The 26566-nt window shown below is 60.9% G+C and carries 28 protein-coding genes; 13 read left to right on the top strand and 15 right to left on the bottom strand.

Annotation, left to right across the window (positions count from 1 at the left end):
• Nucleotides 1–31 precede the first annotated feature (31 nt).
• Both B3N48_RS06685 and B3N48_RS06680 read left to right on the top strand, forming a co-directional pair.
• The gene (locus B3N48_RS06685) at nucleotides 32–211 is read left to right on the top strand and encodes a hypothetical protein (protein ID WP_296180998.1); all 180 of its coding nucleotides are present in this window, start codon (nucleotides 32–34) and stop codon (nucleotides 209–211) included.
• A 175-nt stretch (nucleotides 212–386) separates the two neighbouring features.
• Complete coding sequence (locus B3N48_RS06680) at nucleotides 387–1601, top strand: MFS transporter (RefSeq protein ID WP_296180995.1); 1215 nt, start codon at nucleotides 387–389, stop codon at nucleotides 1599–1601.
• Between the two features lie 52 nt (nucleotides 1602–1653).
• Here the strand turns inward: B3N48_RS06680 and arfB are convergent, their stop codons facing one another.
• Nucleotides 1654–2067 (bottom strand): alternative ribosome rescue aminoacyl-tRNA hydrolase ArfB, encoded by a 414-nt coding sequence (gene arfB, locus B3N48_RS06675; protein ID WP_296180993.1) that lies wholly within the window; start codon nucleotides 2065–2067, stop codon nucleotides 1654–1656.
• Between the two features lie 10 nt (nucleotides 2068–2077).
• The gene (locus tag B3N48_RS06670) at nucleotides 2078–3502 is read right to left on the bottom strand and encodes an amino acid permease (protein WP_296180991.1); all 1425 of its coding nucleotides are present in this window, start codon (nucleotides 3500–3502) and stop codon (nucleotides 2078–2080) included.
• Between the two features lie 515 nt (nucleotides 3503–4017).
• On the opposite strand from B3N48_RS06670, the gene B3N48_RS06665 reads away from it, so the two are divergent.
• A complete protein-coding gene (locus B3N48_RS06665) occupies nucleotides 4018–4155 on the top strand; it encodes a hypothetical protein (RefSeq protein WP_296180989.1) in 138 nt (45 codons plus the stop codon).
• Between the two features lie 70 nt (nucleotides 4156–4225).
• A complete protein-coding gene (locus B3N48_RS06660) occupies nucleotides 4226–5203 on the top strand; it encodes a leucyl aminopeptidase (RefSeq protein ID WP_296180987.1) in 978 nt (325 codons plus the stop codon).
• 69 nt (nucleotides 5204–5272) lie between these two features.
• Here the strand turns inward: B3N48_RS06660 and rluB are convergent, their stop codons facing one another.
• The 6 genes from rluB to B3N48_RS06630 form a co-directional block, all read right to left on the bottom strand.
• Nucleotides 5273–6490 carry a 23S rRNA pseudouridine(2605) synthase RluB gene (gene rluB / locus B3N48_RS06655; protein WP_296180985.1) on the bottom strand — a complete coding sequence of 406 codons (1218 nt, stop codon included), beginning with the start codon at nucleotides 6488–6490 and terminating at the stop codon, nucleotides 5273–5275.
• A gap of 184 nt (nucleotides 6491–6674) precedes the next feature.
• Entirely contained in the window at nucleotides 6675–6863 is a 189-nt protein-coding gene (locus B3N48_RS06650) for a DUF1289 domain-containing protein (protein WP_296180983.1), read from the bottom strand.
• A 197-nt stretch (nucleotides 6864–7060) separates the two neighbouring features.
• Nucleotides 7061–7852 (bottom strand): SMC-Scp complex subunit ScpB, encoded by a 792-nt coding sequence (gene scpB, locus B3N48_RS06645; protein WP_296180982.1) that lies wholly within the window; start codon nucleotides 7850–7852, stop codon nucleotides 7061–7063.
• Between the two features lie 17 nt (nucleotides 7853–7869).
• The gene (locus B3N48_RS06640) at nucleotides 7870–8568 is read right to left on the bottom strand and encodes a segregation and condensation protein A (protein ID WP_178115694.1); all 699 of its coding nucleotides are present in this window, start codon (nucleotides 8566–8568) and stop codon (nucleotides 7870–7872) included.
• Between the two features lie 116 nt (nucleotides 8569–8684).
• Nucleotides 8685–9317, bottom strand: a complete 633-nt coding sequence (locus B3N48_RS06635; RefSeq protein WP_296180980.1) for an L-threonylcarbamoyladenylate synthase — start codon at nucleotides 9315–9317, stop codon at nucleotides 8685–8687.
• Between the two features lie 13 nt (nucleotides 9318–9330).
• Nucleotides 9331–10191, bottom strand: a complete 861-nt coding sequence (locus tag B3N48_RS06630) for a PHP domain-containing protein (protein WP_296180978.1) — start codon at nucleotides 10189–10191, stop codon at nucleotides 9331–9333.
• Between the two features lie 65 nt (nucleotides 10192–10256).
• On the opposite strand from B3N48_RS06630, the gene B3N48_RS06625 reads away from it, so the two are divergent.
• The 6 genes from B3N48_RS06625 (at nucleotide 10257) to B3N48_RS06600 (ending at nucleotide 15032) form a co-directional block, all read left to right on the top strand.
• The gene (locus B3N48_RS06625; protein WP_296180975.1) at nucleotides 10257–10865 is read left to right on the top strand and encodes a septation protein A; all 609 of its coding nucleotides are present in this window, start codon (nucleotides 10257–10259) and stop codon (nucleotides 10863–10865) included.
• A gap of 1 nt (nucleotide 10866) precedes the next feature.
• Nucleotides 10867–11166, top strand: coding sequence for a YciI family protein (locus tag B3N48_RS06620; RefSeq protein ID WP_296180973.1), 300 nt, complete (start codon nucleotides 10867–10869; stop codon nucleotides 11164–11166).
• A 646-nt stretch (nucleotides 11167–11812) separates the two neighbouring features.
• Nucleotides 11813–12232, top strand: coding sequence for a translation initiation factor 2 (locus B3N48_RS06615; protein ID WP_296180970.1), 420 nt, complete (start codon nucleotides 11813–11815; stop codon nucleotides 12230–12232).
• A 7-nt stretch (nucleotides 12233–12239) separates the two neighbouring features.
• A complete protein-coding gene (locus B3N48_RS06610) occupies nucleotides 12240–12917 on the top strand; it encodes a response regulator transcription factor (RefSeq protein WP_296180967.1) in 678 nt (225 codons plus the stop codon).
• 242 nt (nucleotides 12918–13159) lie between these two features.
• Complete coding sequence (locus B3N48_RS06605; protein WP_296180965.1) at nucleotides 13160–13606, top strand: Spy/CpxP family protein refolding chaperone; 447 nt, start codon at nucleotides 13160–13162, stop codon at nucleotides 13604–13606.
• 94 nt (nucleotides 13607–13700) lie between these two features.
• A complete protein-coding gene (locus B3N48_RS06600) occupies nucleotides 13701–15032 on the top strand; it encodes a sensor histidine kinase (RefSeq protein WP_296180961.1) in 1332 nt (443 codons plus the stop codon).
• Between the two features lie 278 nt (nucleotides 15033–15310).
• On the opposite strand, the gene B3N48_RS06595 is transcribed toward B3N48_RS06600, so the two are convergent.
• Nucleotides 15311–15871, bottom strand: coding sequence for an NAD(P)H nitroreductase (locus tag B3N48_RS06595; protein WP_296180959.1), 561 nt, complete (start codon nucleotides 15869–15871; stop codon nucleotides 15311–15313).
• 171 nt (nucleotides 15872–16042) lie between these two features.
• Between B3N48_RS06595 and B3N48_RS06590 the strand changes: the two genes are divergently transcribed.
• Nucleotides 16043–17497 (top strand): TrkH family potassium uptake protein, encoded by a 1455-nt coding sequence (locus tag B3N48_RS06590; protein ID WP_296181646.1) that lies wholly within the window; start codon nucleotides 16043–16045, stop codon nucleotides 17495–17497.
• A 117-nt stretch (nucleotides 17498–17614) separates the two neighbouring features.
• Here B3N48_RS06590 and B3N48_RS06585 read toward each other — a convergent pair whose 3' ends face one another.
• On the bottom strand, nucleotides 17615–18622 hold the full coding sequence (locus B3N48_RS06585; protein ID WP_296180957.1) for an AraC family transcriptional regulator: 1008 nt from the start codon (nucleotides 18620–18622) through the stop codon (nucleotides 17615–17617).
• 130 nt (nucleotides 18623–18752) lie between these two features.
• Here B3N48_RS06585 and B3N48_RS06580 point away from each other — a divergent pair, with 130 nt between their 5' ends.
• On the top strand, nucleotides 18753–19064 hold the full coding sequence (locus B3N48_RS06580) for a DUF962 domain-containing protein (protein ID WP_296180955.1): 312 nt from the start codon (nucleotides 18753–18755) through the stop codon (nucleotides 19062–19064).
• Here the strand turns inward: B3N48_RS06580 and B3N48_RS06575 are convergent.
• From B3N48_RS06575 to recQ, 5 genes are all read right to left on the bottom strand, one after another.
• A complete protein-coding gene (locus B3N48_RS06575) occupies nucleotides 19061–19894 on the bottom strand; it encodes a UDP-2,3-diacylglucosamine diphosphatase (protein ID WP_296180953.1) in 834 nt (277 codons plus the stop codon). The genes B3N48_RS06580 and B3N48_RS06575 overlap by 4 nt on opposite strands.
• 274 nt (nucleotides 19895–20168) lie before the next feature.
• On the bottom strand, nucleotides 20169–20468 hold the full coding sequence (locus B3N48_RS06570) for a SelT/SelW/SelH family protein (protein WP_296180951.1): 300 nt from the start codon (nucleotides 20466–20468) through the stop codon (nucleotides 20169–20171).
• Nucleotides 20469–20471: 3 nt separating this feature from the next.
• Entirely contained in the window at nucleotides 20472–22766 is a 2295-nt protein-coding gene (locus B3N48_RS06565; protein WP_296180948.1) for a FimV/HubP family polar landmark protein, read from the bottom strand.
• A 137-nt stretch (nucleotides 22767–22903) separates the two neighbouring features.
• A complete protein-coding gene (locus B3N48_RS06560) occupies nucleotides 22904–23338 on the bottom strand; it encodes a MarR family transcriptional regulator (protein ID WP_296180946.1) in 435 nt (144 codons plus the stop codon).
• A gap of 301 nt (nucleotides 23339–23639) precedes the next feature.
• Entirely contained in the window at nucleotides 23640–25766 is a 2127-nt protein-coding gene (recQ, locus tag B3N48_RS06555) for a DNA helicase RecQ (protein WP_296180945.1), read from the bottom strand.
• A gap of 211 nt (nucleotides 25767–25977) precedes the next feature.
• Here recQ and B3N48_RS06550 point away from each other — a divergent pair, with 211 nt between their 5' ends.
• A complete protein-coding gene (locus B3N48_RS06550) occupies nucleotides 25978–26565 on the top strand; it encodes a YecA family protein (protein ID WP_110947439.1) in 588 nt (195 codons plus the stop codon).
• The last annotated feature ends 1 nt before the right edge of the window (nucleotide 26566 follow it).

Genomic DNA, 26566 nt, shown 5'->3' with positions numbered 1-26566 from the left:
CATAAGGGCTGAATGCTCCGAGACCAGAACCATGACCGAATCTACAGATCCCCAGGCTCAAGCCTTCATTGGCGCCGCTGAAAAGATGATCGACATCTGGGCGCGCCTTACACCGGAAAAACAGCAAGCGCTGCTGGCGCGCTTCGGCACCCGGGAAAACGCTCTCGCCGCGCTGATCACGACTCAGCTGGTGACGCCCGCCGCCGAATAAACACGACCCTTCACGCTGCTAAATCAGCGTTCGATTCAGCGCAGCTTCAACCTTCGACTCCCTGGAACGCGAAACCCTCGTTATCATGTGGCATCGCTTGAGTTTCCAGCGTCTACGCTTCATTCAGATGTACCCCCCCGCTACCCTCTTCAGTCGTAACCGTGGATCCAGCCCCATGCCAGACGCTTCAAGCGCCGCAACTCAACGTCCTGTCAAAGTCACCTTGCAGGTCGTTTCCATCGTCCTGTTCACCTTTATCGGTTACCTGAACATCGGCATTCCGCTGGCTGTGTTACCCGGCTACGTGCACACCGACCTTGGCTTTGGCGCGGTAACAGCCGGTCTGGTGATCAGCGTGCAATACCTGGCCACCCTGCTCAGCCGCCCCCATGCCGGACGCATCATCGATAACAAAGGTCCCAAAAAGGCGGTCATCATCGGCCTGTTTGGCTGCGGGCTGAGCGGTGTGTTCATGCTGTTGGCCGGCTGGCTGGATGCATGGCCGATGGTGAGCCTGATCAGCCTGTTTCTGGGTCGCCTGGTACTCGGGAGCGCCGAAAGTCTGGTGGGATCGGGCGCCATCGGCTGGGGCATCGGCCGCGTGGGCGCCGCGAATACAGCCAAGGTGATTTCCTGGAACGGCATCGCCAGCTACGGCGCGCTGGCCATTGGCGCCCCCCTGGGTGTGTTGATGGTCAACGCGCTGGGGCTGTGGAGCATGGGCGTAAGCATCATCCTGCTCGCGGCGCTGGGTATTGGGCTGGCCTGGAAGAAGACGCCTGCGCCCATCGTGCACGGCGAGCGGATGCCCTTTATCCATGTGCTGGGCCGGGTCCTCCCTCACGGGACCGGGCTGGCGTTGGGCTCGATCGGTTTCGGCACCATCGCCACGTTCATCACCCTGTATTACGCCAGCCACTCGTGGCCGAATGCTGTGCTGTGCCTGAGCCTGTTCGGCGCCTGCTTCATCGGGGCGCGCTTGTTGTTCGGCAACATGATCAATCGCATCGGCGGCTTTCGGGTGGCTATCGCCTGTCTGTCGGTGGAAGCATTGGGCTTATTGCTGCTGTGGCTGGCGCCGAACCCGAATCTGGCGCTGGCAGGTGCGGCCCTGACCGGCTTTGGTTTCTCGCTGGTGTTCCCGGCACTGGGCGTCGAGGCCGTGAACCTGGTGCCAGCGTCCAGCCGGGGGGCGGCGGTGGGCGCTTATTCGCTGTTCATCGACCTGTCGCTAGGCATCACCGGGCCGCTCGCGGGGGCTGTGGCGTCGGGCTTCGGCTTCGCCTCGATCTTTCTCTTCGCAGCGTTGGCGTCGCTGGGCGGATTGGGGTTGAGCGTTTATTTGTACAAGCAGGCCAAGGTGATGCGGGAGAAGACTGCAAGCGTCTGACACTGCAAAACCTGTGGGAGCCGACTTGCTGGCTCCCACAATACGGCGGAGTTCAAAAGTCGATCTTCCCGCGTCCCGCCTTGATCGACCCGCGCTTGGACTTGGAGTCCAGGCGGCGGGTTTTCGAACCCAGCGTCGGCTTGGTCGGGCGGCGCTTCTTCTCCACCTTCGCCGCACTGACGATCAACGCACTCAACCGCTCCAGCGCATCGGCCCGGTTCTGTTCCTGCGTCCGGTATTGCTGAGCCTTGATGACGATCACGCCGTCGCTGGTGATCCGGTTGTCGCTCAGGGCCAGCAGCCGCTCTTTGTAGAACGGCGGCAATGACGAGGCGTTGATGTCGAACCGCAGGTGCATCGCGCTGGACACCTTGTTGACGTTCTGCCCGCCCGCACCTTGTGCGCGAATGGCCGTCAATTCGACCTCGCTGTCGGGCAGGTGAACGTTGTTCGAGATGATCAGCACGGCAGACACCTTATTTGATGATGGACGTCCTTTGAGCCATCGATTCAGCGTCGGCGTGGCGTTTGTTCTTGATGAGGAAGAACACCCACATCGCCAGCAGCCACACCGGAATTGCGTACACCGAGACCTGAATCCCCGGGATCATCAGCATGATCCCCAGAATCAGCACCACGAATGCCAGGCACAGGTAGTTGCCATACGGATACCACAGCGCCTTGAACAGCGTTTGCTGGCCTTTGCGTGCCATGTGTTGGCGAAACTTCAGGTGCGAGTAGCTGATCATCGCCCAGTTGATCACCAGCGTTGCGACCACCAGCGACATCAGCAACTCAAGCGCGTTTTGCGGGATCAGGTAGTTGAGCAACACGGCGATCACGGTTACTGCGGCTGACACCAGAATGGCCCGCACCGGCACACCCCGGCCATCGACCCGGGCCAGTGAACGAGGCGCATCGCCCTGCTCGGCCATGCCGAACAACATGCGCGCGTTGCAATAGGTGCCGCTGTTGTATACAGACAGCGCGGCGGTCAGTACCACGAAGTTGAGGATGTGCGCTGCCGTGTTGCTGCCTAGCATCGAGAACACGTGTACGAATGGGCTGCCGCTGTAGGCATCGCCGGACGCATTCAGGTCAGTCAGCAACGCGTCCCACGGGGTCAACGACAACAGCACGACCAGCGAGCCGATGTAGAAAATCAGGATGCGGTAGATCACCTGATTGATCGCTTTCGGGATGATGACTTTCGGCTGGTCGGCTTCTGCGGCGGTGAAACCGAGCATCTCCAGGCCGCCGAAGGAAAACATGATGAACGCCAGCGCCATGACCAGACCACTCACCCCGTTGGGGAAGAAGCCGCCGTGGTCCCAAAGGTTATTCACCGACGCGTGGGGGCCGCCGTTGCCGCTGACCAGCAGGTAGCTGCCCAACGCGATCATGCCCAGAATCGCGACGACTTTGATGATCGCGAACCAGAACTCGGCTTCGCCAAAGACTTTGACGTTGGCAAGGTTGACGACGTTGATCATCACGAAGAACACGGCCGCTGAGGCCCAGGACGGGATTTCCGGCCACCAGTACTGCACGTATTTTCCGACGGCGCTCAGCTCGGACATGCCCACCAGAATGTACAGCACCCAGCAGTTCCAGCCAGACAGAAAGCCCGCAAAACCGCCCCAATATTTGTGTGCGAAATGGCTGAACGAACCGGCGACCGGCTCTTCGACGATCATCTCGCCCAATTGGCGCATGATCATGAAGGCGATGAAGCCGCACAGGGCATAGCCCAGAATCATCGATGGGCCCGCCGACTTCAAGACACCCGCCGACCCCAGGAACAGGCCTGTGCCGATGGCACCGCCCAAGGCAATCAGCTGGATATGGCGGTTTTTGAGACCACGCTTCAACGCTCCCGAATGGGACATGTGTTCACTCATTGAATAGTCACCTTGTTGTTCTTGTCTGTGACGGAATCGAACCCGACGCGCTCATGACGCGGCGGAGTGAAACGGAGCGGGTAGCTCCGAGTGGGGTGGCGTCCATACGCCGATGAATCACAGAAAAAACGCGGCGCATTGTACACCTCCGCGAACACGATGGACCGAGAAACCTGGGAAGGTGGTCAAGTTCGGGCAGCCCTTGCGAACAAGAAAGTCCCCGCTCGAAATGTTCTTTTTACGTTGAACGGATCCAATATCGACACAATTCCGTCAGAAAAAAATTTGAGCGGAATCGCTTCAGCTCACCCTTTGTTTTTCTTGAAACTTTTCTATTTTCCGGCAATTTGCCAGCATTTTCGCAGACGTTTTTTACTTGGCAAGTCCCGTTTACATGAACTAGTTTCGTTATCGCTTGCTGGCCACGAAGGTCAGTGTGCTTCCTTGGCGAGGCAATTCAATTCCGGGTCGCCCCGTCGCATTCGGCAAGTACGTCATTCTCAGGAGATTTACCTATGCAATCCGTAGAACTGAACCTGGAAGAAGAACTGCAACTCGACGATTGGTTTGAAGCACCGACCCACGATGCTGCGGTCGAAATGATGCAGGCAGAAGCGGTCGTGCCATTTGGCACAGCGATGTGGCCGTTCTAACGTAGCGAGGGGGCGAACGCAGTCATTGCGTCGCCCTTTTTGTTTTCAGCCTGTCTGCGGGAGCGCCCATATGACGGAACAGAACCGCGCAATCGAGCACTTTCTTTACTACCTGCACCACCACCCCGCCCTTCAAAATATCGCCGCGCCGAACGTATTGCTGGCGCATACCGATGAGTACACCACGCTGACCGGGCAGATCACTGACAACCCCGAAGGCCTCCATGACTTCCAGTTCAGCAGCTTGAGATTGGACACGACGCCCACCGATCAATTGGAACTGGCTATCACGTCTTCGGACCTTTACGTGCTGTTCTACGACTCCTCGACACTGCCCAACCCGCGTGCCGAAGGCCCCCCCTTCATTCGTGCGCTGCAGGGCGTCATGTCGGAGCACTGGAAAAAATCGCTGCTGTTCAAAGACTACGGTGATTACTTTTATGACACGTTCAGCGTCGAGCCCGAGCGCATTGCGCAGCTGAATGCCGCGCTTATTCAACGCATGAGCCAAGGCGACACCTTGCGTTTCAGCGACGAACGCGGCTCTTACTTCGAAGCGCCGCTTCGCGACCTCAAAAAGTGGACGAACGTCAACGGCGTGGGTAACTACGACCTGGCACCCGGCGAAATCGCCACCCACAGCGAATCAATCAATGGTCATGTGAAATTCATCGGCACGTTTTTGGGCACGATTCCCTTCGCCCGCAAATACGGCATCCTCGAATCACCCCTGGAGATGTGGATCGAAGACTCCACCATCACGCGGATCGCCACTGACGTGCCGGGATTGGCGAACGACTTCGGCAAGTACCTCGACGCTAACCCGTCAAATCGGCGCATCGAAGAGCTGGGGATTGGCACCAACGAGGGGGTCACCCAGCTGTATGCGCGCAATGCAGGATTCGAGGAGCGCCATTGTGGCCTTCATTTGGGCCTCGGCGGCGGCGCCAAGGGCAGCCATCATCTCGACTTGATCTTTAGCAGCGGCACGTTGGCCGTGGACCAGCAGGTGGTGTTCGACGGCACCCGGTACGTGAATCTCCAGTGATCTCACCGGCATCGACACCCCCAAAAAAAACGCCAGTCATTGACTGGCGTTCTTGTTATCGAGCCTCGATCACTCTGGCTTGCGACGACCAAAGCCTGGGCGCTGACCGGCACCGGCAGGCGCGCCACGACGCTTGCCCGAGGGGGTCTTGTCGTCGTCAACCAGTTTGATGCCGGGTCGCGAGGACTTCGGCTTGACCGGGCGTTTGTTCATCTCGCTCGGACGTTCCGCTACTGGCGTGCCACGGCTACTGTCGCCACGGCTGTCACCACGACCGCCTGCGGCCGGACGCGGCGTGCGGGCCGGACGACCACTTTCGGCAGGCTTGCGCGCCGGGCGCTCGCCATCAGCCACACGTGGCTCGCGGGGTGCGCGCTCAGCCGGCGCAGCGTCCTTGGCCGGACGCAGTTGACGCACGCGCTCGCCTTTGCCCAATGGACGCGAAGACTGGCGCTGCAAACGCTCAAGCTTGTCTTTGGTCTTGGCGGTCATCTGCGGCATGGCGACCGGTTTCAGGCCCACTTCGGCGCTGAGAATGTCGACTTCCTGCTGACTCATTTCGCGCCAGCGGCCCATGGGCAAATCGGAGTTCAAGAATACCGGACCGAAACGCACGCGCTTCAGTCGGCTGACCACCAGACCCTGGGATTCCCACAGACGACGCACTTCACGGTTGCGACCTTCCATTACCACGCAGTGATACCAGTGGTTGAAGCCTTCACCCCCCGGCGCTTGCTGGATATCGGTGAAACGGGCCGGACCGTCTTCGAGGATCACGCCGTTCTTCAGGCGCAGCAGCATGTCGTCGTCGACTTCGCCACGGACGCGTACAGCGTACTCGCGGTCCATTTCGAAGGACGGGTGCATCAGGCGGTTCGCCAGCTCGCCGTCGGTGGTGAACATCAGCAGACCGGTGGTGTTGATGTCGAGGCGACCGATGTTGATCCAGCGGCCCTCTTTCGGACGCGGCAGGCGGTCGAACACGGTCGGACGGCCTTCCGGGTCGTCACGGGTGCAGATTTCGCCGTCCGGCTTGTTGTACATGATGACGCGACGGACCGTTTCCGCGGCCTCTTCGCGCTTGATGACGCGACCGTCGACCGTGATGGCGTCGTGCAGATCGACGCGCTGGCCGAGGCTGGCCTGTACGCCATTGACCTTGATGCGGCCTTCGCCGATCCAGGATTCAACGTCCCGGCGCGAGCCGACGCCAATGCGCGCCAGCACCTTTTGCAGTTTTTCGCCTGCTGGGCCGATCTCTTTGTCTTGCTTGTCGTGTTCACTCATCTGGGCACCTCCCGGTGTGTCGAATCAGGGCGTGCGCGAGTGGGCACGGCCTGTTGCCCGGCCTCCGAACAGAAGCGAGGGGCTGAAACTGGAATCTCTCTGGCGAGTGTGGATCGCCAAAAGGTCGCGAATCATACGCTCATGGCGCGCGTTGCGCATCAGAGCGTAGATGAAATCCGTCCACTCATTTCTTTTTCCGCCGGGCGGAAGACTTGAGCGTCTTCAGACGCTGGACAGAATCGGCGACCACCGAGCGTCTCTCGTCCTTGTCCATTTTCTTCCACGACTTGACCTCACGTTTGCTGCGGCCGCAGCCGATGCAAATGTCGTCGTCGAATTTGCAAATGCTGATGCAGGGATTCTTAGTGCTCATGGGTTCGCCTGAAATAATGGAAAAGCGCCGAATACGGTAGGCGCGTGGCCTGTCCCGCGATCGATGAGGAACCCGTCGCGATTCCTGTCGAGGCGGTACACCTGGCACTCCGCACTGACTGACATCCACCGCCGCTTCGCGCCAGATCGCGGGACAAGCCGCGCGCCTACAGTCGTATGAATCGGTCACACCAACGCTCAGCGGGGATCTTCGTCTTCCTGCTGCTCATCTTCCAATTCAGACCCTTGATCGGGCTGATCGAGCAATAAATCGTCGAAATCAATTTTCAGGCCGTCTTCCATCGTATCCAGTTCGGCCAGCAGGCTGCGGAAGCTGGTCTCGTCCCGCGGTGCTTCAGGCTGTGCGTCAACCTCCGGCTCCAGACTGGCATCGGCCAACGCCTGCAAATGCGCAGGAACAGGGGCATCGTCGAAATCGAGGACTGGCTCGGCTTCCATCTCCCGCAAATCGGCCAGCGGCGGCAGCTCGTCGAGGTTTTTCAGGTTGAAATGGTCAAGAAACGCCTTGGTGGTCGCGAACATCGCCGGCTTGCCGGGCACATCGCGATAGCCGACGATCCTGATCCACTCGCGTTCCAGCAAGGTTTTGACGATGTTGCTGTTGACCGCGACGCCGCGCACGTCCTCGATTTCTCCCCGGGTGATCGGCTGGCGGTAGGCGATCAGCGCCAGGGTTTCGAGCAAGGCGCGGGAATAACGCTGCGGGCGCTCTTCCCACAAACGGCCCACCCATGGCGCGAACTTTTCGCGGATTTGCAGGCGATAGCCTGAGGCGACTTCCTTCAATTCGAACGCCCGGTTGTCACAGGACTTGGTCAACAGGGTGAGCGCCTTTTTGAACACTGCAGGTTCCGGGCGCTCGCCTTCCTCGAACAATTCGTAGAGCCGTTCCAGAGATTGCGGTTTGCCGGAGGCCAGCAGAAACGCTTCGAGCAGCGGCGCGAGTTCGCGGGGTTCGTTCAGGTTCATCGATCAGCTCTGGCTCTTTATTCGGCTCGCGCCCGCACATGAATGACAGCGAAGGGTTCGTTCTGCACCAGCTCGACCAATTGCTCCTTGACCAGCTCCAGCACTGCCATGAACGTCACGACCACGCCGAGACGCCCTTCCTCGGCCGTGAACAGTTCGGCAAAGGGCACGAAGCCGGCGCCTTTCAGACGTTCGAGCACATCGCTCATGCGCTCGCGGGTGGACAGGGCCTCGCGGCTGACCTGATGGCTTTCGAACATGTCACCCCGCCGCAGCACGTCGGCCATGGACACCAGCAACTCTTCGAGCGCTACGTCCGGCAACAGCTTGCGGGCGCGGGCTTCCGGCGCGTCGAGTTTGGGCACCACCACGTCGCGACCCACCCGACTCAGCGTATCGATGCCCTCGGCGGCAGCCTTGAAGCGTTCGTACTCCTGCAAGCGACGGATCAGCTCGGCGCGAGGGTCGTCTTCTTCCTCTTCGGCGGTTTCCGAGCGCGGCAGCAGCATGCGCGATTTGATTTCGGCCAGCATCGCGGCCATCACCAGGTACTCGGCGGCCAGTTCGAGGCGCACGGTTTTCATCAGCTCGACGTAGCCCATGTACTGCCGTGTGATCTCGGCCACGGGGATGTCGAGGATGTTGATGTTCTGTTTACGGATCAGGTACAGCAGCAGGTCGAGCGGGCCTTCGAACGCTTCAAGAAAGACTTCCAGTGCGTCGGGGGGAATGTACAAGTCGAGCGGCATCTGCGTGACGGCCTGCCCATAGACCATCGCAAACGGCAACTCCTGTTGGGCGTCGGCTAGCGGGTCCAGTGTCTGGGCGTCAGTCACTCGACTTCGACCCCGAACGGCGTCGGATCGCCGCAACCCACGCGCACCACTTGAGGCTCGTCTTCGGTCAGATTGATCACGGTGGAAGCAGAAATGCCGCCCTCGCCGCCGTCGATGATCAGATCGACGTGGTGTTCGAGGACCTTGCGCATCTCGTAAGGATCGCTCATCGGCAGATCTTCACCCGGCATGATCAGACTGACGCTCATCAGCGGCTCACCCAGTTCCTGCAACAGCGCCTGAGCGATAGGGTGTTGCGGCACGCGCAGCCCGATGGTGCGGCGTTTGGGGTGCAACAGCAGACGCGGCACCTCGCGTGTGGCGCCGAGTATGAAGGTGTACGGCCCCGGTGTGTGAGCCTTGAGGAGACGAAACGCTGCGGTGTCCACCTTGGCGAACAGCCCCAGTTGCGACAGGTCGCAGCACATCAGCGTGAAGTTGTGCTTGTCGTCCAGATCACGCAGGCGTCGAATGCGGTCCAGCGCACCTTTGTCGCCCATCTGGCAACCCAACGCGTAGGACGAATCGGTGGGATAGACCACCAGGCCGCCCGCGCGAATGATTTCCACCGCCTGTTTAATCAGGCGCGACTGCGGGTTTTCCGGATGGACCTGGAAAAATTGACTCACGGTATCTTCCTGTTCAGACGGCAGTAGGCGGGTCATGTTTGAATCGCCCCCAAAGTGGCGGCAGATCCTCGGGCAACGGGCGGTAGACGCCTATCTCGGACCAGGCGCCAGGCGCATGAAAATCACTGCCGGCACTGACCAGCAGACCGAATTCGCGGGCCAGAATGGCTAGGCTGCCCACCTGATCGGCGGGTTGCAGGCCGTTGACCACTTCTATCGCATGACCACCCGCCTGAATGAAATCGGCGACCAGCTTGCGACGCTTGCTGCGGGTAAAGTCGTAATGCCAAGGGTGCGCCAGACTGACCCAGGCGCCCGCCGCACGCAGGGTGGCGACAGTATCTTCCAGGGTCGGCCAGTGCTGTTTGACGTCGCCGAGCTTGCCGGCGCCCAGCCATTTGCGGAACGCTTCGGCGCGATCCTTGACGAAACCTTCATTGACGAGAAAGTCCGCAAAGTGCGGACGTGCCGGCGCATTGCCGCTGTCGCCCAACGCTTGTTGCACCGCGCGGGCACCTTCCAGCGCGCCGGGCATACCTTTCATCGCCAATTTGCGACTGATTTCTTCAGCACGCAACCAGCGGCCGGTGTGCAATTGCTCAATGGCGTCGAGCAAAGGGCGGGCATCGACATTGAAGCCGTAACCCAGAATGTGGATGGTCGCGCCACCCCAGGTGCAGGACAACTCGATGCCGTTGACCAGGCGCATATCCAGCGCAAGCGCCGCCGTGCGGGCTTCTTCGAGGCCTTCGATGGTGTCGTGATCGGTCAGCGCGAGCACCCGGACGCCGTTCTCATAGGCACGGGCGACGAGTGCCGCAGGCGCTAGGGCGCCGTCGGAAGCGGTACTGTGGCAGTGCAGGTCGACATTCATAGGGGCGCTTTCGCAGTCATTGATGTTTGTTATTATGCCGCCACATCCAGCTTCTGGCTCTTACTGTGAAACAATTCATCGACTTCATCCCGCTTATCCTGTTTTTCATCGTCTACAAAATCAGTCCCCAAGCCGTCGATATCCTGGGCCACAGCATCATGGTCGGCGGGATTTTCAGCGCCACCGCGGTGCTGATCGCCAGCTCAATCGTGGTCTACAGCATCCTCTACATCCAGCAGGGCAAACTCGAGAAAAGCCAATGGTTGACCCTCGCCGGGTGCCTGGTGTTCGGCAGCCTGACGCTGGCCTTCCACAGCGAGACCTTTCTTAAATGGAAAGCCCCGGTGGTCAACTGGATCTTCGCGCTGGTGTTCGCAGGCAGCCACTTCATCGGTGACCGGCTGTTGATCCAGCGCATCATGGGCCACGCGTTGACCCTGCCCCAGGCGATCTGGACCCGGCTGAACATCGCCTGGATCGTGTTCTTCGTCTTCTGCGGCGCGGCCAACCTGTATGTCGCGTTCACGTACCAGGATTTCTGGGTCGACTTCAAAGTCTTCGGCAGCCTGGGCATGACGCTCATTTTCCTGATCGGTCAGGGCATCTACCTGGCCCGTCATCTTCACGATGCCGACCCATCGACCCAGCCTTCCACAAAAAAAACCGAGGATTGACATGCTCTACGCCATCGTTGCAACGGACGTCGCCAACTCGCTGGAAAAACGCATCGAAGCGCGCCCTGCGCACCTGGAGCGCCTGACCGCGCTGAAAAACGAAGGCCGCATCGTGCTGGCCGGTCCGCTGCCTGCCGTCGACAGCAACGACCCGGGCGCTGCAGGCTTCACCGGCAGCCTGATCGTCGCCGAATTCGCGTCTCTCAGCGCCGCGCAAGCCTGGGCCGATGCCGATCCGTACATCGCCGCTGGCGTTTACGACCACGTCGTGGTCAAGCCGTTCAAGCAAGTCCTGCCGTAAAGAGTCCCTTAGAACGTCGGTTGCTGATCAAGCACCGACTGTGGGAGCCGGCTTGCTGGCGAACGAGACCTGTCAGTCAGCTCATCCGTCACTGACCCACCGCCTTCGCCAGCAAGCCGGCTCCCACAAGGGTCATGCATAGGTCATAACATCTGCGACCGATGTCGGATCCGGGGGAGCCGCCTTGCTGGCGAACGAGACCTGTCAGTCAGCTCAGCCGTCACTGCCCCACCGCCTTCGCCAGCGAGCCGGCTCCCACAAAGGTCATGCATAGGTCACAACATCTGCGACCGATGTCGGATTCGTGGGAGCCGGCTTACTGGCGAACGAGGCCTGTCAGTCAGCTCAGCCGTCACTGACCCACCGCCTTCGCCAGCAAGCCGGCTCCCACAAGGGTCATACATAGGTCATAACATCTGCGACCGATGTCGGATTCGTGGGAGCTGGCTTGCTGACGAACGAGGCCTGTCAGTCAGCTCATCCGTCACTGACCCACCGTCTTCGCCAGCAAGCCGGCTCCCACTACGGCAGTGTTCAAGCCCTGCGACTGGGCAACACTCTCTCTTTCGCCCCTCCCTTCTGATTGCTCATTATTCGCATCGGCCTGCCGATAGCCTGCCAATACCAGGAAAAGTCAGGAGTTCCCATGCGTCCACGTCCGTGGTGTGTGCTGGCGGCCGCCTTGGCCGTATCGGCGACCAGTTTCGATGTTCAGGCCGAAGAGACCACCGACTTGGTCAGCCAGGCGCTGCCCCTGCCCAGCACCGCCAGCCAGTTGAGCGATCTGCGCCAACGCCTCGCCGACAGCGAAAAGCAGCGCGAAGCGTTGACCCGCCAATTGCTGAATGCCGACACTGAGCGCGAAAGTATTGTGGTCGGGCGTCTGCGTCAGGAGAACCAAAGGCTTAAACTGCAGCTCAAAGAAGCGCAGTCGGTACAGCCTGCGCGCGTATTGACCGAGCAACAACAATGGTTCGTCACGGGGGGCGGCGTTGCAATGATTGCCCTGCTGTGCGGTATCTTTGCCAGCGGCTGGCGTAGACAGCGTCGGCAATGGCTAAATTGAGTGAGTCATGAGCGAGCTGTTACTTATTGATGACGACCAGGAGCTGTGCGAGCTCCTGAGCAGTTGGTTGAGTCAGGAAGGCTTCGTGGTGCATGCGTGCCACGACGGCCAAAGCGCCCGCAAAGCGCTCGCCGAATCCTCCCCTGCCGCCGTGGTGCTGGATGTGATGCTGCCCGATGGCAGCGGTCTGGAACTGCTCAAGCAACTGCGCACCGATCACCCCGACCTTCCGGTGCTGATGCTCTCGGCCCGTGGCGAGCCGCTGGACCGCATCCTCGGTCTGGAGTTGGGGGCCGACGATTATCTGGCCAAACCCTGCGATCCTCGCGAACTCACTGCTCGCCTGCGTGCCGTGCTGCGTCGCAGTCACCCGGCGGCGGTGTCCAGCCAGCTCGAACTGGGCGACCTGTGCTTCAGCCCGGCCCGTGGCGTGGTGACCATCGACGATCAGGAATTCACCCTGACGGTGTCTGAAGCGCGCCTGCTCGAAGCCCTGCTGAGCCAGCCCGGCGAACCGCTGGAAAAACAGGAACTGGCGCAATTGGCGCTAGGCCGCAAGCTGACCCTGTACGACCGCAGCCTGGACATGCACGTCAGCAACCTGCGCAAAAAGATCGGGCCTCACGCCGATGGCAGGCCGCGAATCGTGGCGTTGCGCAGTCGTGGCTACTACTACGCCCCCTAGCGGGGGAGCTGCAAACGAGGAACTGCGAGTTTTAAGCTGCAAGCTGCAAGCTGCAAGCAAGAGCCGTGCGCGGACAGCTTGAGGCTTGCAGCTCGCAGCGCCCACCCAATCATGACTTCACGTCAACAGCTCGGCGCGCCGCCTTTACCGAAGCTTTACCCACCCCTGACCTCGCTTGACCTTGATCTCCCTAAACTGGCCACAACCGGCACAGAGCCGGATTCGAGACAAGGAGATACACCATGCGTAAGACTCTGATGGCTTTGATGTTCGCTGCTGCCCTGCCTGCTGTTGCGATGGCGGCTGCCCCTGTCGATGGCGGCCCACTGGGTGGCCCTGGCGGTCCTGGCTTTGACGGTCCTGGCATGCACCACCACCGAGGCCCTTTCGACAAGTTGAACCTGACCCCGGAACAACGTCAGCAAGTCGGCAAACTGATGGGCGATCAATGGCACAGCCGTTCCGAGATCACTCAGAAGTACTTGGCCAAGCTGTCGCCGGCCGATCAGAAAGCCATGAAAGACGAGATCGCTGCCAAGCAGGCGAAAACCCAGTCCGACGTTCGCGCGCTGCTGACGCCAGACCAGCAAAAGACCTTTGACCAGATGCAGAAGGACCGTGAACAACGTCGTGCTGATCGCGCCGAGTTCGAAGCCTGGAAAGCGCAAAAGGCGCAGAAGACTCAGTAACCCGTTCAGCGTCGCTGCTTTACACTCTCAACCCGACACGCGCTCTCCGGCGTGTCGGGTTGTTTTCATTATGGGATCGGATCGAGGGCTACACGTGCGTTCATTGTTCTGGCGGATTCTGGCGAGCTTCTGGCTCGCGATTGCGTTGGTGGCAGGTCTGTCGATCCTGCTGGGCCACATGCTCAATCAGGACGCCTGGATCCTCAGTCGCCACCCCGGCCTGCATAACCTGCCGGCAAAATGGACGGCGCTGTACGAAGATCAGGGCGAAGGCCCGGCGCAGGACTTCCTTCAAGAGCTCAAACGCAAGTACCACATCGATGTCCAGGTGTTGAACGACAGTGGCGAAGCCGTGATACCCGGCACCTTTCCGCCTCGGGCAGCCGCTTTCGAAGCCCGCCAGCAGGATGACACCCGACCCCTCCCCTGGCGCCGTTTGACGGCGGAATACACCAGCCCGAAAACCAGCGAAACCTATTTGCTCATCTACCGTATTCCCCATCCGGAACTCGACGCCTGGCATCGCGAGAGCCTGCTTTGGCCTCTCAGCGCGTTGGGCATTGCGTTGGTGGTGCTGACCCTGTTCAGTCTCCTGGTGACCCTCTCGATCACCCGTCCTTTGAGCCGTTTGCGCGGCGCCGTGCATGATCTGGGGCAGACGACATATCAGCAAAACAGCCTTGCGCAGCTGGCCAACCGACGCGATGAATTCGGCGTGCTGGCCAATGATTTCAACCGCATGGGCGCGCGCCTGCAAAGTCTGATCAGCAGCCAGCGCCAGTTGTTGCGGGACGTTTCCCACGAACTGCGTTCCCCTCTGGCACGCCTGCGCATCGCCCTGGCCCTGGCCGAGCGCGCCGAGCCTGCTGAACGGGAGAAACTCTGGCCGCGGCTGACCCGCGAGTGCGACCGGCTGGAAGAGTTGATCAGCGAGATTCTTGCGCTCGCCCGTCTGGACGCCGACATCGGCAACGCGACGGCGATCGATCTGCCTGGACTGCTGAACCATCTGAAGGCCGAGACCGAGCTGAGCAACCCCGAACAGGTCGTCGTAGTGGAGGCCGAACCGCAAGCGCAGTTGCAAGGCTGGCCTAATGTGCTGGAGCGGGCGCTGGACAACCTGCTACGCAACGCCCTGCGCTTCAACCCGGCGGGTCAGCCGATCGAATTGAGTGCGCGGACGTGCGAAGAAGGATTGCGCATCAGCGTGCGCGATCACGGACCGGGGGTAAGCGCCGAGCATCTGTCGCAGCTGGGCGAACCTTTCTACCGGGCGCCGAACCAGACCGCACCGGGTTATGGGCTGGGCCTGGCCATCGCCAAACGCGCCGCCGAGAAGCACGGTGGTGCGCTGCAGTTCGAGAACCACCCGCAGGGTGGCTTTGTGGCGAGCATTGTCGTACCGCGAGAATTGAACACCCCCTGAGGGCCACCGTTGCTTCTGGCCGAAGGCCGTGGGAGCGAGCTTGCCTGTGATCTGCGACGAAGCGGTAGTTGGACCTGACAACACGGCGTGTCAGGTATACCGCATGCACAGGTGTTGCTGCAGCTACGCGCCAGATCGCGGCCGTCGTGCCTCCGGCGTCTCCTACAAGTTCGGGGGTGTGTCAAATGTCAGCGATCGACTGCATGGATTTGCCTGGAGGACGTATGAGGCACTCCGTCTGTGACTGACACACCGCAGTCCCTTTGGGTATCTGGCGTTTACCCCTGCCACGCACTGACAAACTGCGCCACATCCGGTTTCGGCGCTTCACGCGGCGGGTTCTGCGGGGTGCCGAGGTACAGAAACGCCACCACCTCCTCATCCGCTGCGAGACCCAACCCCTTCGCGACGTGGGCTGCATACGACAGCTCGCCCGTGCGCCAGACCGCGCCGATGCCCAACGCATACGCGGCCAGCAACACGCCATGGGCCGCGCAACCTGCAGTGATGACCTGCTCCTTTTTTGGCACTTTGTAGTGATCGGTCAGCTTGGCGATCACCACGACCACCAGCGGCGCCCGCAAAGGGCCGGATCGCGCTTTTTCCAAGGCTTTTTCGTCCGCTTCGCCCCCCTGCTCAATCAGCGCTTGCGCCAGCAACTCGCCCATGCGGTTGCGCGCTTCGCCCTCCACGGTGAGAAAACGGTACGGCCGCAAGCCGCCGTGGTCGGGAGCCCGCAAGGCCGCGCCGAAGAGGATCTCGCGCTGGGCAGCGTCCGGGGCTGGCTCGACCAGCCGGGGGACGGATACGCGATTGAGCAATACGTCGAGCGCTTCCATTGAATCGTCTCCTGAAAATGGATGGGGCATTGTAGTGTCCGCAGCGGCTTCTTGAACTCACTAATCAACGACAGCGGCAATTCTTACATGACTCTCGGAAAGGGCTTCGGTTTACACAAAGTGACCCGCAGGTAGAATGTGCGCCTTTCCATCCCTCAGCAGAGCGACTGCATGGCGTTGCCGACCCTCCGCATCATTGGCTTCATTATCGGCATCTTTCTCATCACCCTGGCCATCGCCATGGTCGTGCCGATGGCGACGCTGGTGATCTTCGATCGAACCCGCGACATGCCCTCGTTTCTCTGGTCGAGCATGATCACGTTCGTCGCCGGGCTGGCGCTGGTGGGGCAAGGCCGACCCGAACACATTCACCTGCGCCCCCGGGACATGTACCTGCTGACCGTCAGCAGTTGGGTGGTGGTCTGCGTGTTCGCGGCGCTGCCGTTTCTGCTGACCCAACACATCAGCTATACCGATTCGTTTTTCGAAAGCATGTCCGGCATCACGGCCACCGGTTCAACGGTGCTGAGCAAGCTGGACGACATGTCCCCGGGCATTCTGATCTGGCGTTCGCTGTTGCACTGGCTGGGGGGCATCGGCTTCATCGGAATGGCGGTGGCGATTCTGCCGCTGCTACGGATCGGCGGCATGCGACTGTTTCAGACCGAGTCGTCAGATCGTTCCGAAAAAGTCATGCCGCGCTCGCACATGGTGGCCAAGTTCATCGTGCTGGTGTACGTCGGTTTCACCGTGATCGGCAGCCTCGCATTCTGGTGGGCGGGCATGAGCCTGTTCGATGCGATCAACCACGCGATGTCAGCGATTTCCACCGGGGGCTTTTCCACCTCCGACCTGTCCCTTGCCAAGTGGCCGCAACCGGCGGTGCATTGGGTGGCGATCGTGATGATGATCCTCGGCAGCCTGCCCTTCACCCTCTACGTTGCAACGCTGCGCGGCCATCGCAAGGCGCTGATCAAGGACGAGCAAGTCCGGGGGTTCATCGGCTTGCTGCTCGTGACCTGGGCCGTCCTGACGCTCTGGTATTGGGCCACCACCGACTTACCGTGGTACGACGCGCTGCGGCATGTGGCGTTGAACGTGACCTCGGTGATCACCACCACCGGGTTCGCTCTCGGCGACTACAGCCTGTGGGGCAACTTCGCGCTGATGTTTTTCTTCTACATCGGCTTCATCGGCGGCTGTTCGGGCTCGACGGCGGGTGGCGTGAAAGTGTTCCGGTTTCAAGTCGCGTACATCCTGCTCAAGGCCAACCTCAACCAGCTGATTCACCCACGCGCGGTCATCAAGCAGAAGTACAACGGCCACCGTCTGGACGAAGAAATCGTGCGATCGATTCTGACCTTTTCGTTCTTTTTTACGTTCACGATCTGCCTCATCGCCTTGCTGCTGTCGTTGCTGGGGCTGGACTGGATGACAGCGCTGACCGGCGCGGCGAGTACCGTGTCGGGAGTGGGGCCTGGGCTGGGCGAGACTATCGGCCCGGCGGGCAATTTCGCGACACTGCCGGACGCGGCGAAATGGATTCTGTCGCTGGGCATGCTGCTGGGGCGGCTGGAAATCATCACCGTGCTGGTGCTGTGTGTTCCGGCGTTTTGGCGGCATTGAAGCCTCAATTGGACCCTGTAGGAGTGAGCTTGCTCGCGATCGCGTTTGTCCGCTTACGGCATCTGTGACTGACACGCCGAGATCGCGAGCAAGCTCACTCCTACAAAACATCGGCCGTCAGGGGATGGATTTCCTGATCCGATACTCCCCCGGCGTCTCATCGAACCAGCGGCGAAAGGCGCGGAAGAAGTTACTTGGATCGGCAAACCCCAGCAGGTAGGCGATTTCCAGCAGGGTCATCTGCGGCTGGGCCAGGTACTGCTGCGCCAGTTCCCGTCGCGTGTCGTCGAGCAGGGTCTGGAAGCTGGTGCCCTCCTCTTGCAACCGACGCTGCAAGGTGCGCTGGGACAGGTGCAGACTTTGCGCCACCACTTCGCGTTTCGGTTCGCCTTGAGGCAGCAACCGGCATACCACCTGGCGCGCCTGATGGGTCACGCGATTGCCGGAGAATCGCGCGAGAAATTCCCCGGCAAAACGATCATGCAGCTTGGCCATGGCTTCATCAGCCGTGGGCAATGGCGCTTCCATGTCCGAGCGCTCGAACACCAAAGCGTCGTACGGCGCATTGAAGGACAGGGGGGCGTGGAAGACGTTCTTATAGGGTTCAACGTTGTCCGGCTGATGACCCTGGATCATCACCTGGCGAGGATGCAACGGGCGCCCGCTCAGCCAGCCGCAGAACGCCAAGGCGACGGCCAGTGACGCTTCGGCGCTCTGTCGGGTCGGCGGTAGCAAGTCGCCATGGACGGTCAGAATCAGCGCGTAACCGTCGGGCAACAGTTTGAAACTCAGGTCAGCGCTGTCGGAAATGATGCGCTGGTATTTCACCAACCGCTCGAAACCTTCTTTCAAGGTACGGCTCGACATCAGGGCATAACCGGCAACGCTGAAGGACGCAGGCCGCACCACTCGCGCCATGTTCAAACCCACAGCCGGGTTTCCGGACAGCGCCACAGCGCGTTGCCACAGCCGGGTCATCGAATCCTGGGGAAAGCGCGCATCCGGGTTCTCCAGATCGGCGTAGACCAGCCCCAGTTCCTTGAATAACGCCTGACAATCCAGGCCATCCATTTCGAGGGATTTGACGATCCCCATCGCCCAGCTTGAAGAAGTCGTTCTTTCCATGGCTACGCCTTCCAGACCCGCCGCCCGACGCGACTGATAGCGCAAGGATACTACGTTGGCACCTATTGTCATTGGCTGGCTACGGGGCGGGTCTAGACTCGATCCATCGACTCGACGCGAGAAGAACGCTGTGGATACCGTCAAAACGTTCGAAGGATTCTCCGATTTTTATCCGTATTACCTGGAAGAACACCGGGACAGCACGTGCCGCCGTCTGCATTTCATGGGTACGACGCTGGTGCTGCTGATTCTGGCGACTGCGCTATTGAGCGCGAGTTGGTGGCTGCTGTGGGTTCTGCCGCTGGCGGGTTACACCTTTGCGTGGGTCGGGCATTTCTTTTTCGAGAAGAATCGCCCCGCTACGTTCAAGCATCCGTTCTACAGCCTGCTGGGCGATTTTGTGATGTACAAGGACATGCTGATCGGCAAGGTACCGTTCTAGACGGTCTCTGACGCTTTAACCGTTTCAACCATCGGTAGGGTGTCCAGCGCCTTGGCTTTGATATGGGCATCGGCCAGTCGGAACAACTCGATGGTGCCGTCCCAGTGTTCGATCAGAGCGGTGCAAGATTCGACCCAGTCGCCGCAGTTGAGGTATTCCACCCCGCCCACCTGACGGATTTCCGCGTGGTGAATGTGCCCGCAGACCACCCCGTCCAACCCCCGCTTCACGCACTCATGGGCGATGGCTTCTTCGAAATCGCTGATGAAGTTCACGGCCGTCTTGACCTTGTGCTTCAGGTACGCCGACAGCGACCAATAGCCTTTGCCGTACTTGGCGCGCCAATGATTGAGCCAACGGTTGAGGGTCAGCGTGAACTCATAGGCGGAGTCGCCGAGGAAGGCGAGCCAGCGGTGATAGCGGGTGATGACGTCGAACTGGTCACCGTGAATCACCAGCAGGCGTCGGCCATCGGCGGTGACATGCTCGGCTTCGTCCACCAACTGGATGTTGCCGAGGATCAGTTTCGAGTAGCGACGCAAGAATTCGTCGTGGTTGCCGGTGACGTAAACCACCTCGGTGCCGCGCTTGCTCATGGTCAGCAAGCGGCGGATGACGTTGGTGTGCGCCTGGGGCCAGTACATGCCGCCGCGCAATTTCCAGCCGTCAATGATATCGCCGACCAGATAAATCCTGTCGGCCTGATAGCGCTTGAGGAACGCGGACAGGTGCTCGGCCTGACAGTCCCGGGTTCCCAAATGTACGTCAGAGATCCACAAGGTCCGGACACGTTGTTTACCACTGGGTTTCACGCTCTCGGCAATGCTCATGGAAAGCCTCCACTCGGGTTTTCACAAGGGTGGACCGGATGGGTGAAATGAACATGACGGAGATATGGAGGATTGATGACAACGCGCTCGCGTTTGCCGCCAGGCATGGGTGGTGGCGTACTTCGATGTGTTGCGCAGCAACCGCAGATGCAGTGTGTCGGCCGAAGGGTGGGGTCGGGATTTGCTGCGGGTCAGCGGCCGATCGCAGGCAAGGCAGCGCCCACGGCGTGCGGCCATCAAAGGCTCGATGGTCGCAGCAGCACGAATGCTTCGGTCATTGCGCCGTAGGTAGTGTGCTGCGATCGTTATGGCCGAGGTCGCGGTCGGGGTCGATCCGGTCGCGCACCCGCTGTTTCAGCACCTTGGCTTCGGGGAAACCGCCATCGGCCTTGCGCTCCCAAATTTGCACGTCGTCGCAGGTGATGCGAAACACGCCGCCGGTGCCGGGCACCAGCGAGACTTTGCCCAGATCATCTCCAAAGGTGCTGAGCAGTTCCTGCGCCAGCCACGCGGCGCGCAATAGCCACTGGCATTGCGTGCAATAGGTGATGACGATTTCAGCCTTGTCGCCCATTGATCAGCCCAACCCTGCCAGCAGGTCGCGGGCCGTCTGCTGCGGGCCGTCATCGGACTCGGCAATGACTTCCTCAAGCAGCCGGCGCGCTTCGTCGATGTTGCCCTCGTCAATCAGCACCTGGGCTTCATTGATCTTGCTCAAGGGCGCCTCTTCTTCGATGTCCATGAGATCAAATTCAGTGTCGTCAGTCATGAAACTGTCGAGAAAGGCGTCGTCCAGCAAATCACTGTCGCTCTGGGCAACGGACAGCGGTTCAGGTTCGACCTGCAGTGCCATCTCCGGGGCTGTTTCGTCTTCGGCAAAATCGCTGAGGAACTGCTCCTCCGGCATCTCGAAGACTTCCGGCAGTTGGGTGAGGTCCGAGGCAAACGTGGGGTCCAGCTCAGGTTCGGCCTCCGGCGCCGGTTTGCGCGGGGCCGGGGCGCTGTCGAAGGGGTCGACCAGATCCCAATCCGCGTCCATTGACAAGTCATCCAGATTGAGCTGGAAATCGTCGATCGGCTCCGGATTCAACGCGGCCGCTGCCGTCTCGTCCAACTGCGCGGGGGCTTGTTCCGAGGTTGCCACTGCCGCAGCGGCCGCTGCTCCCCCTACCGCCGCCGCTACCACAGGCGCAACCGGAGAAGTCGCTTCGGCCTGTACCGGCGCAGGGGCCGCTTTGAGTTTCGGGTAGCGGGCACGAATTTCTTGTAGCTTTTGCGGCTCGATGCCCTGGTTCAGCAGGATCTTCTCTTCTTCGTCGAACCCGGCGAGGTCGCCCTGTTCGCCAAGCAACTCGAGGATGCGCAAGCGTACGTCAGTGCGCTGCGGCTGCCGATCGAGGGCTTCGCGCAGAATGGCCTGGGCCTCGGCGAATCGACCATAAGCGATATAAATGCTCGCCCCGTCGAGAGCATCGGTTGCCGCACCCGCCAGCCGTTGCCCGGCCGGGGCGGCAGTGGCACTCGGCGCGGCAGCGTTTGGCGTCGGGCGTGGCGTCACGGCGGGCACTTCGAACACTGGTGTGACGGTGGCCTGAGCCGGCTTGATGATCGGCTCGACGGGCTCAGCCATGGATTCCAATGGCGCTCCCGATTGGGCCAACTGGTTCTTGATCCGGTTGCGCCGCACCGACCACGCCAGCGCCAGCAAGAGAACAAGGAGCAACAGGCCCGCCAGAATCGTCGTCCAGGGCAGCTCGTCCTCTTCAACGATCGGCGCCGGAGCAGGTGCGGGGGGTGCGGCGGTCGTCACCGGTTCCGCTTTTTGCACGGGAGCGGTCACAGCAGGGGCAGGCGCTGGTCGAGCAGCCAGCGCCTTCATTTCCGCCAGCTGGGTTTGCAACTCGATGATCTGTTTGTTCTTCGCGGCATCGTCTTCCGAGACCTGAGCGATTTGGCCCTTGAGGTCCTCGACGGTCTTGGCCAACTGCTGGTTTTCCATGGCCGTGGCGGTCAGCTGCTCACCCGCATTCGGCTTCGCGGCGGGAGCGCCCGGCGTCGAGGGTGAGGCCGCTGGCGACATTGCAGCATTCGCGGCAGGGACAACGGCCTTGGGTTCGACAGCGTTGTCGGGCAGCAGCAGGCTCTGGCCAATTTTCAGTTGGCTACGCGTGCCATCGGGAAAGGCCTGAGGGTTAAGCGCCTGAAGACCGGCAATCAGGTCGGCGCTGGAAGTTTTGCTGCCCGGTGCCTGGATTTGCCGGGCGATGCCAGCGAGCGTGTCTCCGGACACGACCGTGTAATGCTTGCCCTGCACCGCTTTCGGCGGGGCCACGGGCAAGCGCGACGGGTCGGTTTTCGCCGCTGTCGCCGGGGAGTTCGCGCGGCTGCGTGTCGCGGCCAGCCCCGCTGGGGAATTCGGCGGGTCCAGCAGCACCGTGTATTCGTGGAATTGATCGCCGTTCGGGCGCGACAGGCGCACGACGAAATCCATAAACGGCTCGGTCACGGCCTTGCGCGACTCAACATGCACGACCGCGCGGTTGCCCCGTATAACCGGGGTGAAACGCAAGTCATTGAGGAAGAACACCCGTTCCACGCCCGCCTTGGCGAACGCTTCGGTCGAGGCCAAGGTGACCACGATTTCTTCGGGGGTCAGGCCACCGGCTTCGATCAGCTCGATGTCGGCATTGAACGGCTGGCCCAGCGCTGAATGCAGGGTGATGTCGCCCAGCCCCAATGCGGCCGCGGTGGCGCTGTGCAGCAAAGACGCCGAAGCGATTGCCAGCGTCAGCACCCCCGTGCGAAGACCCGACTGAACGCGAAATGCTCCGTAACTCCCGCGCCGACTACCGGCCTGAAAACTCTTCAGCATGCGAACCCTTATGAGGCAGGCTTCCCTGCAGACTTCGTTGTGCGGACACCATGCCCGGACAGAATCAGTATGGGTGCAAATAGAACAGGATGTTTCGACAGGTTCAATGTATTTGTCGCTGGCGCGGGGCCATAACGTCAGGATTTTTCCAGATTGGCCAGAATCATCGAGTGCACGCGCATGCACACTCGCAAATCATTCACATCGATGCCCTCGAACAGTTCATGACGCAACGCCGTGGCGATGGTCTCGATTTTTTCGATCAGCGGCCGCGCCGTGTCACTCAAGAGAATTTTCTTCGCCCGTCGGTCTTCGACGACCGCCTGCCGTTTGACCAGCCCCTGACTTTCCAAGCTGTCGAGCAACCGCGCCAAGGTCGGGCCTTCAACGCCGACGCTCTGCGCCAGTTCGCGCTGGGTGGGGGCCTCCTGGAAACGGGCCAGGTGCAACAGGACCAGCCAACGCGCTTGAGACAGTCCGAGATCGGCCAGTCGACGGTCCAGTTCGGCACGCCAGCCACGGGACAGACTGGCCAGTTGCATGCCAAAGCGGTGTTCTTCTGATAACGGCATAAGTAACTCGATGGTTAAGGGCAATTCCTAATCAATAGGCAGCTAACCATGGAGCCTGGGACGAGGCAAGGGGCCGGGTGTGGCGTTTCGTCGCACCGAGGCGGCATACACCGGAAAGCGGCCAGTTTGGCCTGAGGTATTCACTCCCTCAAGCCCGCATACCCACCCTGTGGGAGTCGGCTTGCTGGCGAAAGCGGAGGGTCAGCGACCTCTTCGTCAACTGTCAGACCGTATTCGCCGGCAAGCCGGCAAGCCGGCGCCCACAGGCAATGTGTTGTTTGAACGTAAGCGCGAGTGGCTTTTAAACCTCAAACTCGGACTGCAACGCTGCACGCACGCAGTACAGCACGCCCTCCGGCACACGACCGGTGAACAGTTCGGCGATAGCGGCGACGGGGGGCAGTTCGCCTTCGCCGTCGAGGAAGGCGTCCTGAATTTCGGTGAGCAGGTCTTCCGGCAGATCCAGCGCCTGCTCCAGGGACAGCTGCTGACTGCCGATGGCTTCAGCCAGCAGGGTGTACACGTTCTTTTCCGAGCATTGTAGTTGGCCGGCGATCTGCATCGGCGTCATGCCCGCGCGGGCCAGGCTGATCAGCTCATGGCGCAGGTCGGTCACCACCCGTGGCGCCGGGGCCGCCCCCCCCAGGACTTCGAGGAAGGCCTCGCCATAACGCTCCAGCTTGCGCGCACCGACGCCGCTGACCCGCCCCATTTCAGCCATGTTGCCGGGCTGGCTGCGGAGCATTTCCAGCAGGGTCGAATCCGGGAAGATGACGTACGGCGGCACACCATGCTCTTCGGCCAGCTTGCGACGCAATGTGCGCAAGGCCTCCCACTGTTCGCGCTCTTCGGCCCGCACCAGCTGGCTTGCCGGGCTGCCGGACGCCTTCGCGGTCACTTGGGGTTTGAGATCCCGGCGCAGTTCCAGGGTGACTTCGCCGCGCAATAAAGGACGGCACGAATCGCTCAAACGCAGACCGCCGTAGCCTTCAAGGTCGGTATCCGCGAGCCCGCGTGCGACCAATTGACGAAACAGCGAGCGCCATTCGCCCTCGCTGCGGCCCTTGCCCACGCCAAACACTGCCAGTTTCTGATGACCGAAGCTCTGGACCTTATCGTTTTCTTTGCCCAACAGCACATCCACCAGATGCCCGACGCCGTAGCGCTGGCCGGTGCGGTAGATCGCCGACAGCGCTTGACGAGCCGGTTCGGTGGCGTCCCAGGTCTGCACATCGTCGACGCAGTTGTCGCAATGGCCGCAAGGGTTGGCCATGTGTTCGTCGAAATAGGCGAGCAAGGCCTGACGCCGACAGCGGGTTTCTTCGCACAGCGACAGCATGGCATCGAGCTTGTGTTGCTCCACGCGCTTGTGGCGCTCGTCGCCCTCGGAGTTCTGCAACATCTGCTTGAGCATCACCACGTCTTGCAGCCCGTAGGCCATCCAGGCGTCGGCGGGCAAGCCATCGCGCCCTGCCCGACCGGTTTCCTGGTAGTAGGCTTCCAGGGATTTAGGCAGGTCCAGGTGGGCCACGAAACGGACGTTGGGCTTGTCGATGCCCATGCCGAACGCAATGGTCGCCACCATGATCAGGCCTTCTTCATTAAGGAAGCGGCGCTGGTTCTCGGAGCGGGTTTCGATGGGCAGTCCAGCGTGGTACGGCAAGGCGGGATAACCGTTGTCGCTGAGAAACGCTGCGGTTTCCTCGACTTTCTTGCGCGACAGGCAATAGACGATCCCGGCATCGCTGCGCCGTTCGGAGAGAAAGGCCAGCAACTGTTTGCGCGGCTGCTCCTTGGGCACGATGCGGTAAAAAATGTTCGGCCGGTCGAAGCTCGACAGGAAGCGTTCGGCATTCTGCAAATGCAGGCGGGTAACGATTTCTTCGCGGGTACGCTTGTCGGCCGTGGCCGTCAGGGCGATGCGCGGTACGTCCGGGAACAACTCGGCCAACTGGCCCAATTGCAGGTATTCGGGGCGGAAATCATGACCCCATTGCGATACGCAGTGGGCTTCGTCGATGGCGAACAGGGCGATCTTGAGATTTTGCAGGAACGCCAGCATGCGCGGCTGAACCAACCGCTCGGGCGCCAGATAGAGCATTTTGACTTCGCCCAGGCGAATCCGGTTGGCCAGGTCCCGCTGCTGTTCGGCGCTCAAGGTCGAGTTCAGTGCGGCGGCCGACACCCCCAGCTCGTCGAGGGTCGCGACTTGATCGTCCATCAGCGCGATCAGCGGCGACACCACCACGGCCAGGCCTTCGCGCAACAGGCCAGGCACTTGAAAACACAAGGACTTGCCGCCGCCTGTGGGCATCAACACCAACGCATCACCGCCACTGGCCACGCGCTCGATAATGGCACCCTGGCGACCACGGAAACTGTCGTAGCCGAAGATGTCTTTAAGTACGCGTTGAGCCTGGTCGAGCATAAATACCCCGGATGGTGCTACTACAGCGGGTCAGACATCGCTGTTGAAATCGCAAAGCGCGGCAGTATACCGGAGCGCTCCCGGAGATAGGACAGCGGCGACACCAGCGGTCGAAATTATCAAGAATGCCGATTCCATGGGCCTCTTTGCTGGCATCTACAGCCCCCAAGGCCTAGAATTCAGCATCGTTTATTTCCAGGGTAGTCCGTCCATGTCCTTCGCTGAGCAATTACACCGCCTGCAAGCCTTCCTCGATGCCGATGAGCTGCATGACGAAGCGCTGGACTATGTAGCCGCCCATGGCTACCTGACCGCGCTGTCGATCTGTGCTGAAACCGTCCCCGACCGGGAGTGGATCGACGCGCTGTTCGCCGAGCCGCCGCACTACGCCGATCAGGCGCAGCACGAGGAAATCGAAGCCACGCTGATCAAGCTCAAAGAACACATCGCCCGTCAGTTGGCCTCGGATGAAGAATTCGAACTGCCCTGCGATCTGGACCTGGGCGATGACCCGGACGATTCCGAACTGCGCGGCTGGTGCATCGGCTTCATGGAAGGTGTCTTCCTGCGTGAATCGGCGTGGTTCGAGAATGACGAGGAAGAAGTCAGCGAGATGTTGTTGCCGATCATGGTCGGTTCAGGTCTGTTCGATGAGCAGGCGGAGTTCGCGGACATTGCCGCTGATGCCAACCTGATGGACGACATGATCGTGCAGATTCCAGAGGCGCTGACCGCGTTGTATCTGCTGTTGCACGCGCCGGATGAGAAACCGGCGATTCTCAAGCCCCGTCACCATTGAG

It is taken from the genome of Pseudomonas sp. UBA1879 (assembly GCF_002338065.1).
Lineage (GTDB): Bacteria > Pseudomonadota > Gammaproteobacteria > Pseudomonadales > Pseudomonadaceae > Aquipseudomonas.
The sequence above is the reverse complement of the archived record's forward strand: the minus strand, read 5'-3'. Positions and strand labels throughout refer to the sequence as shown.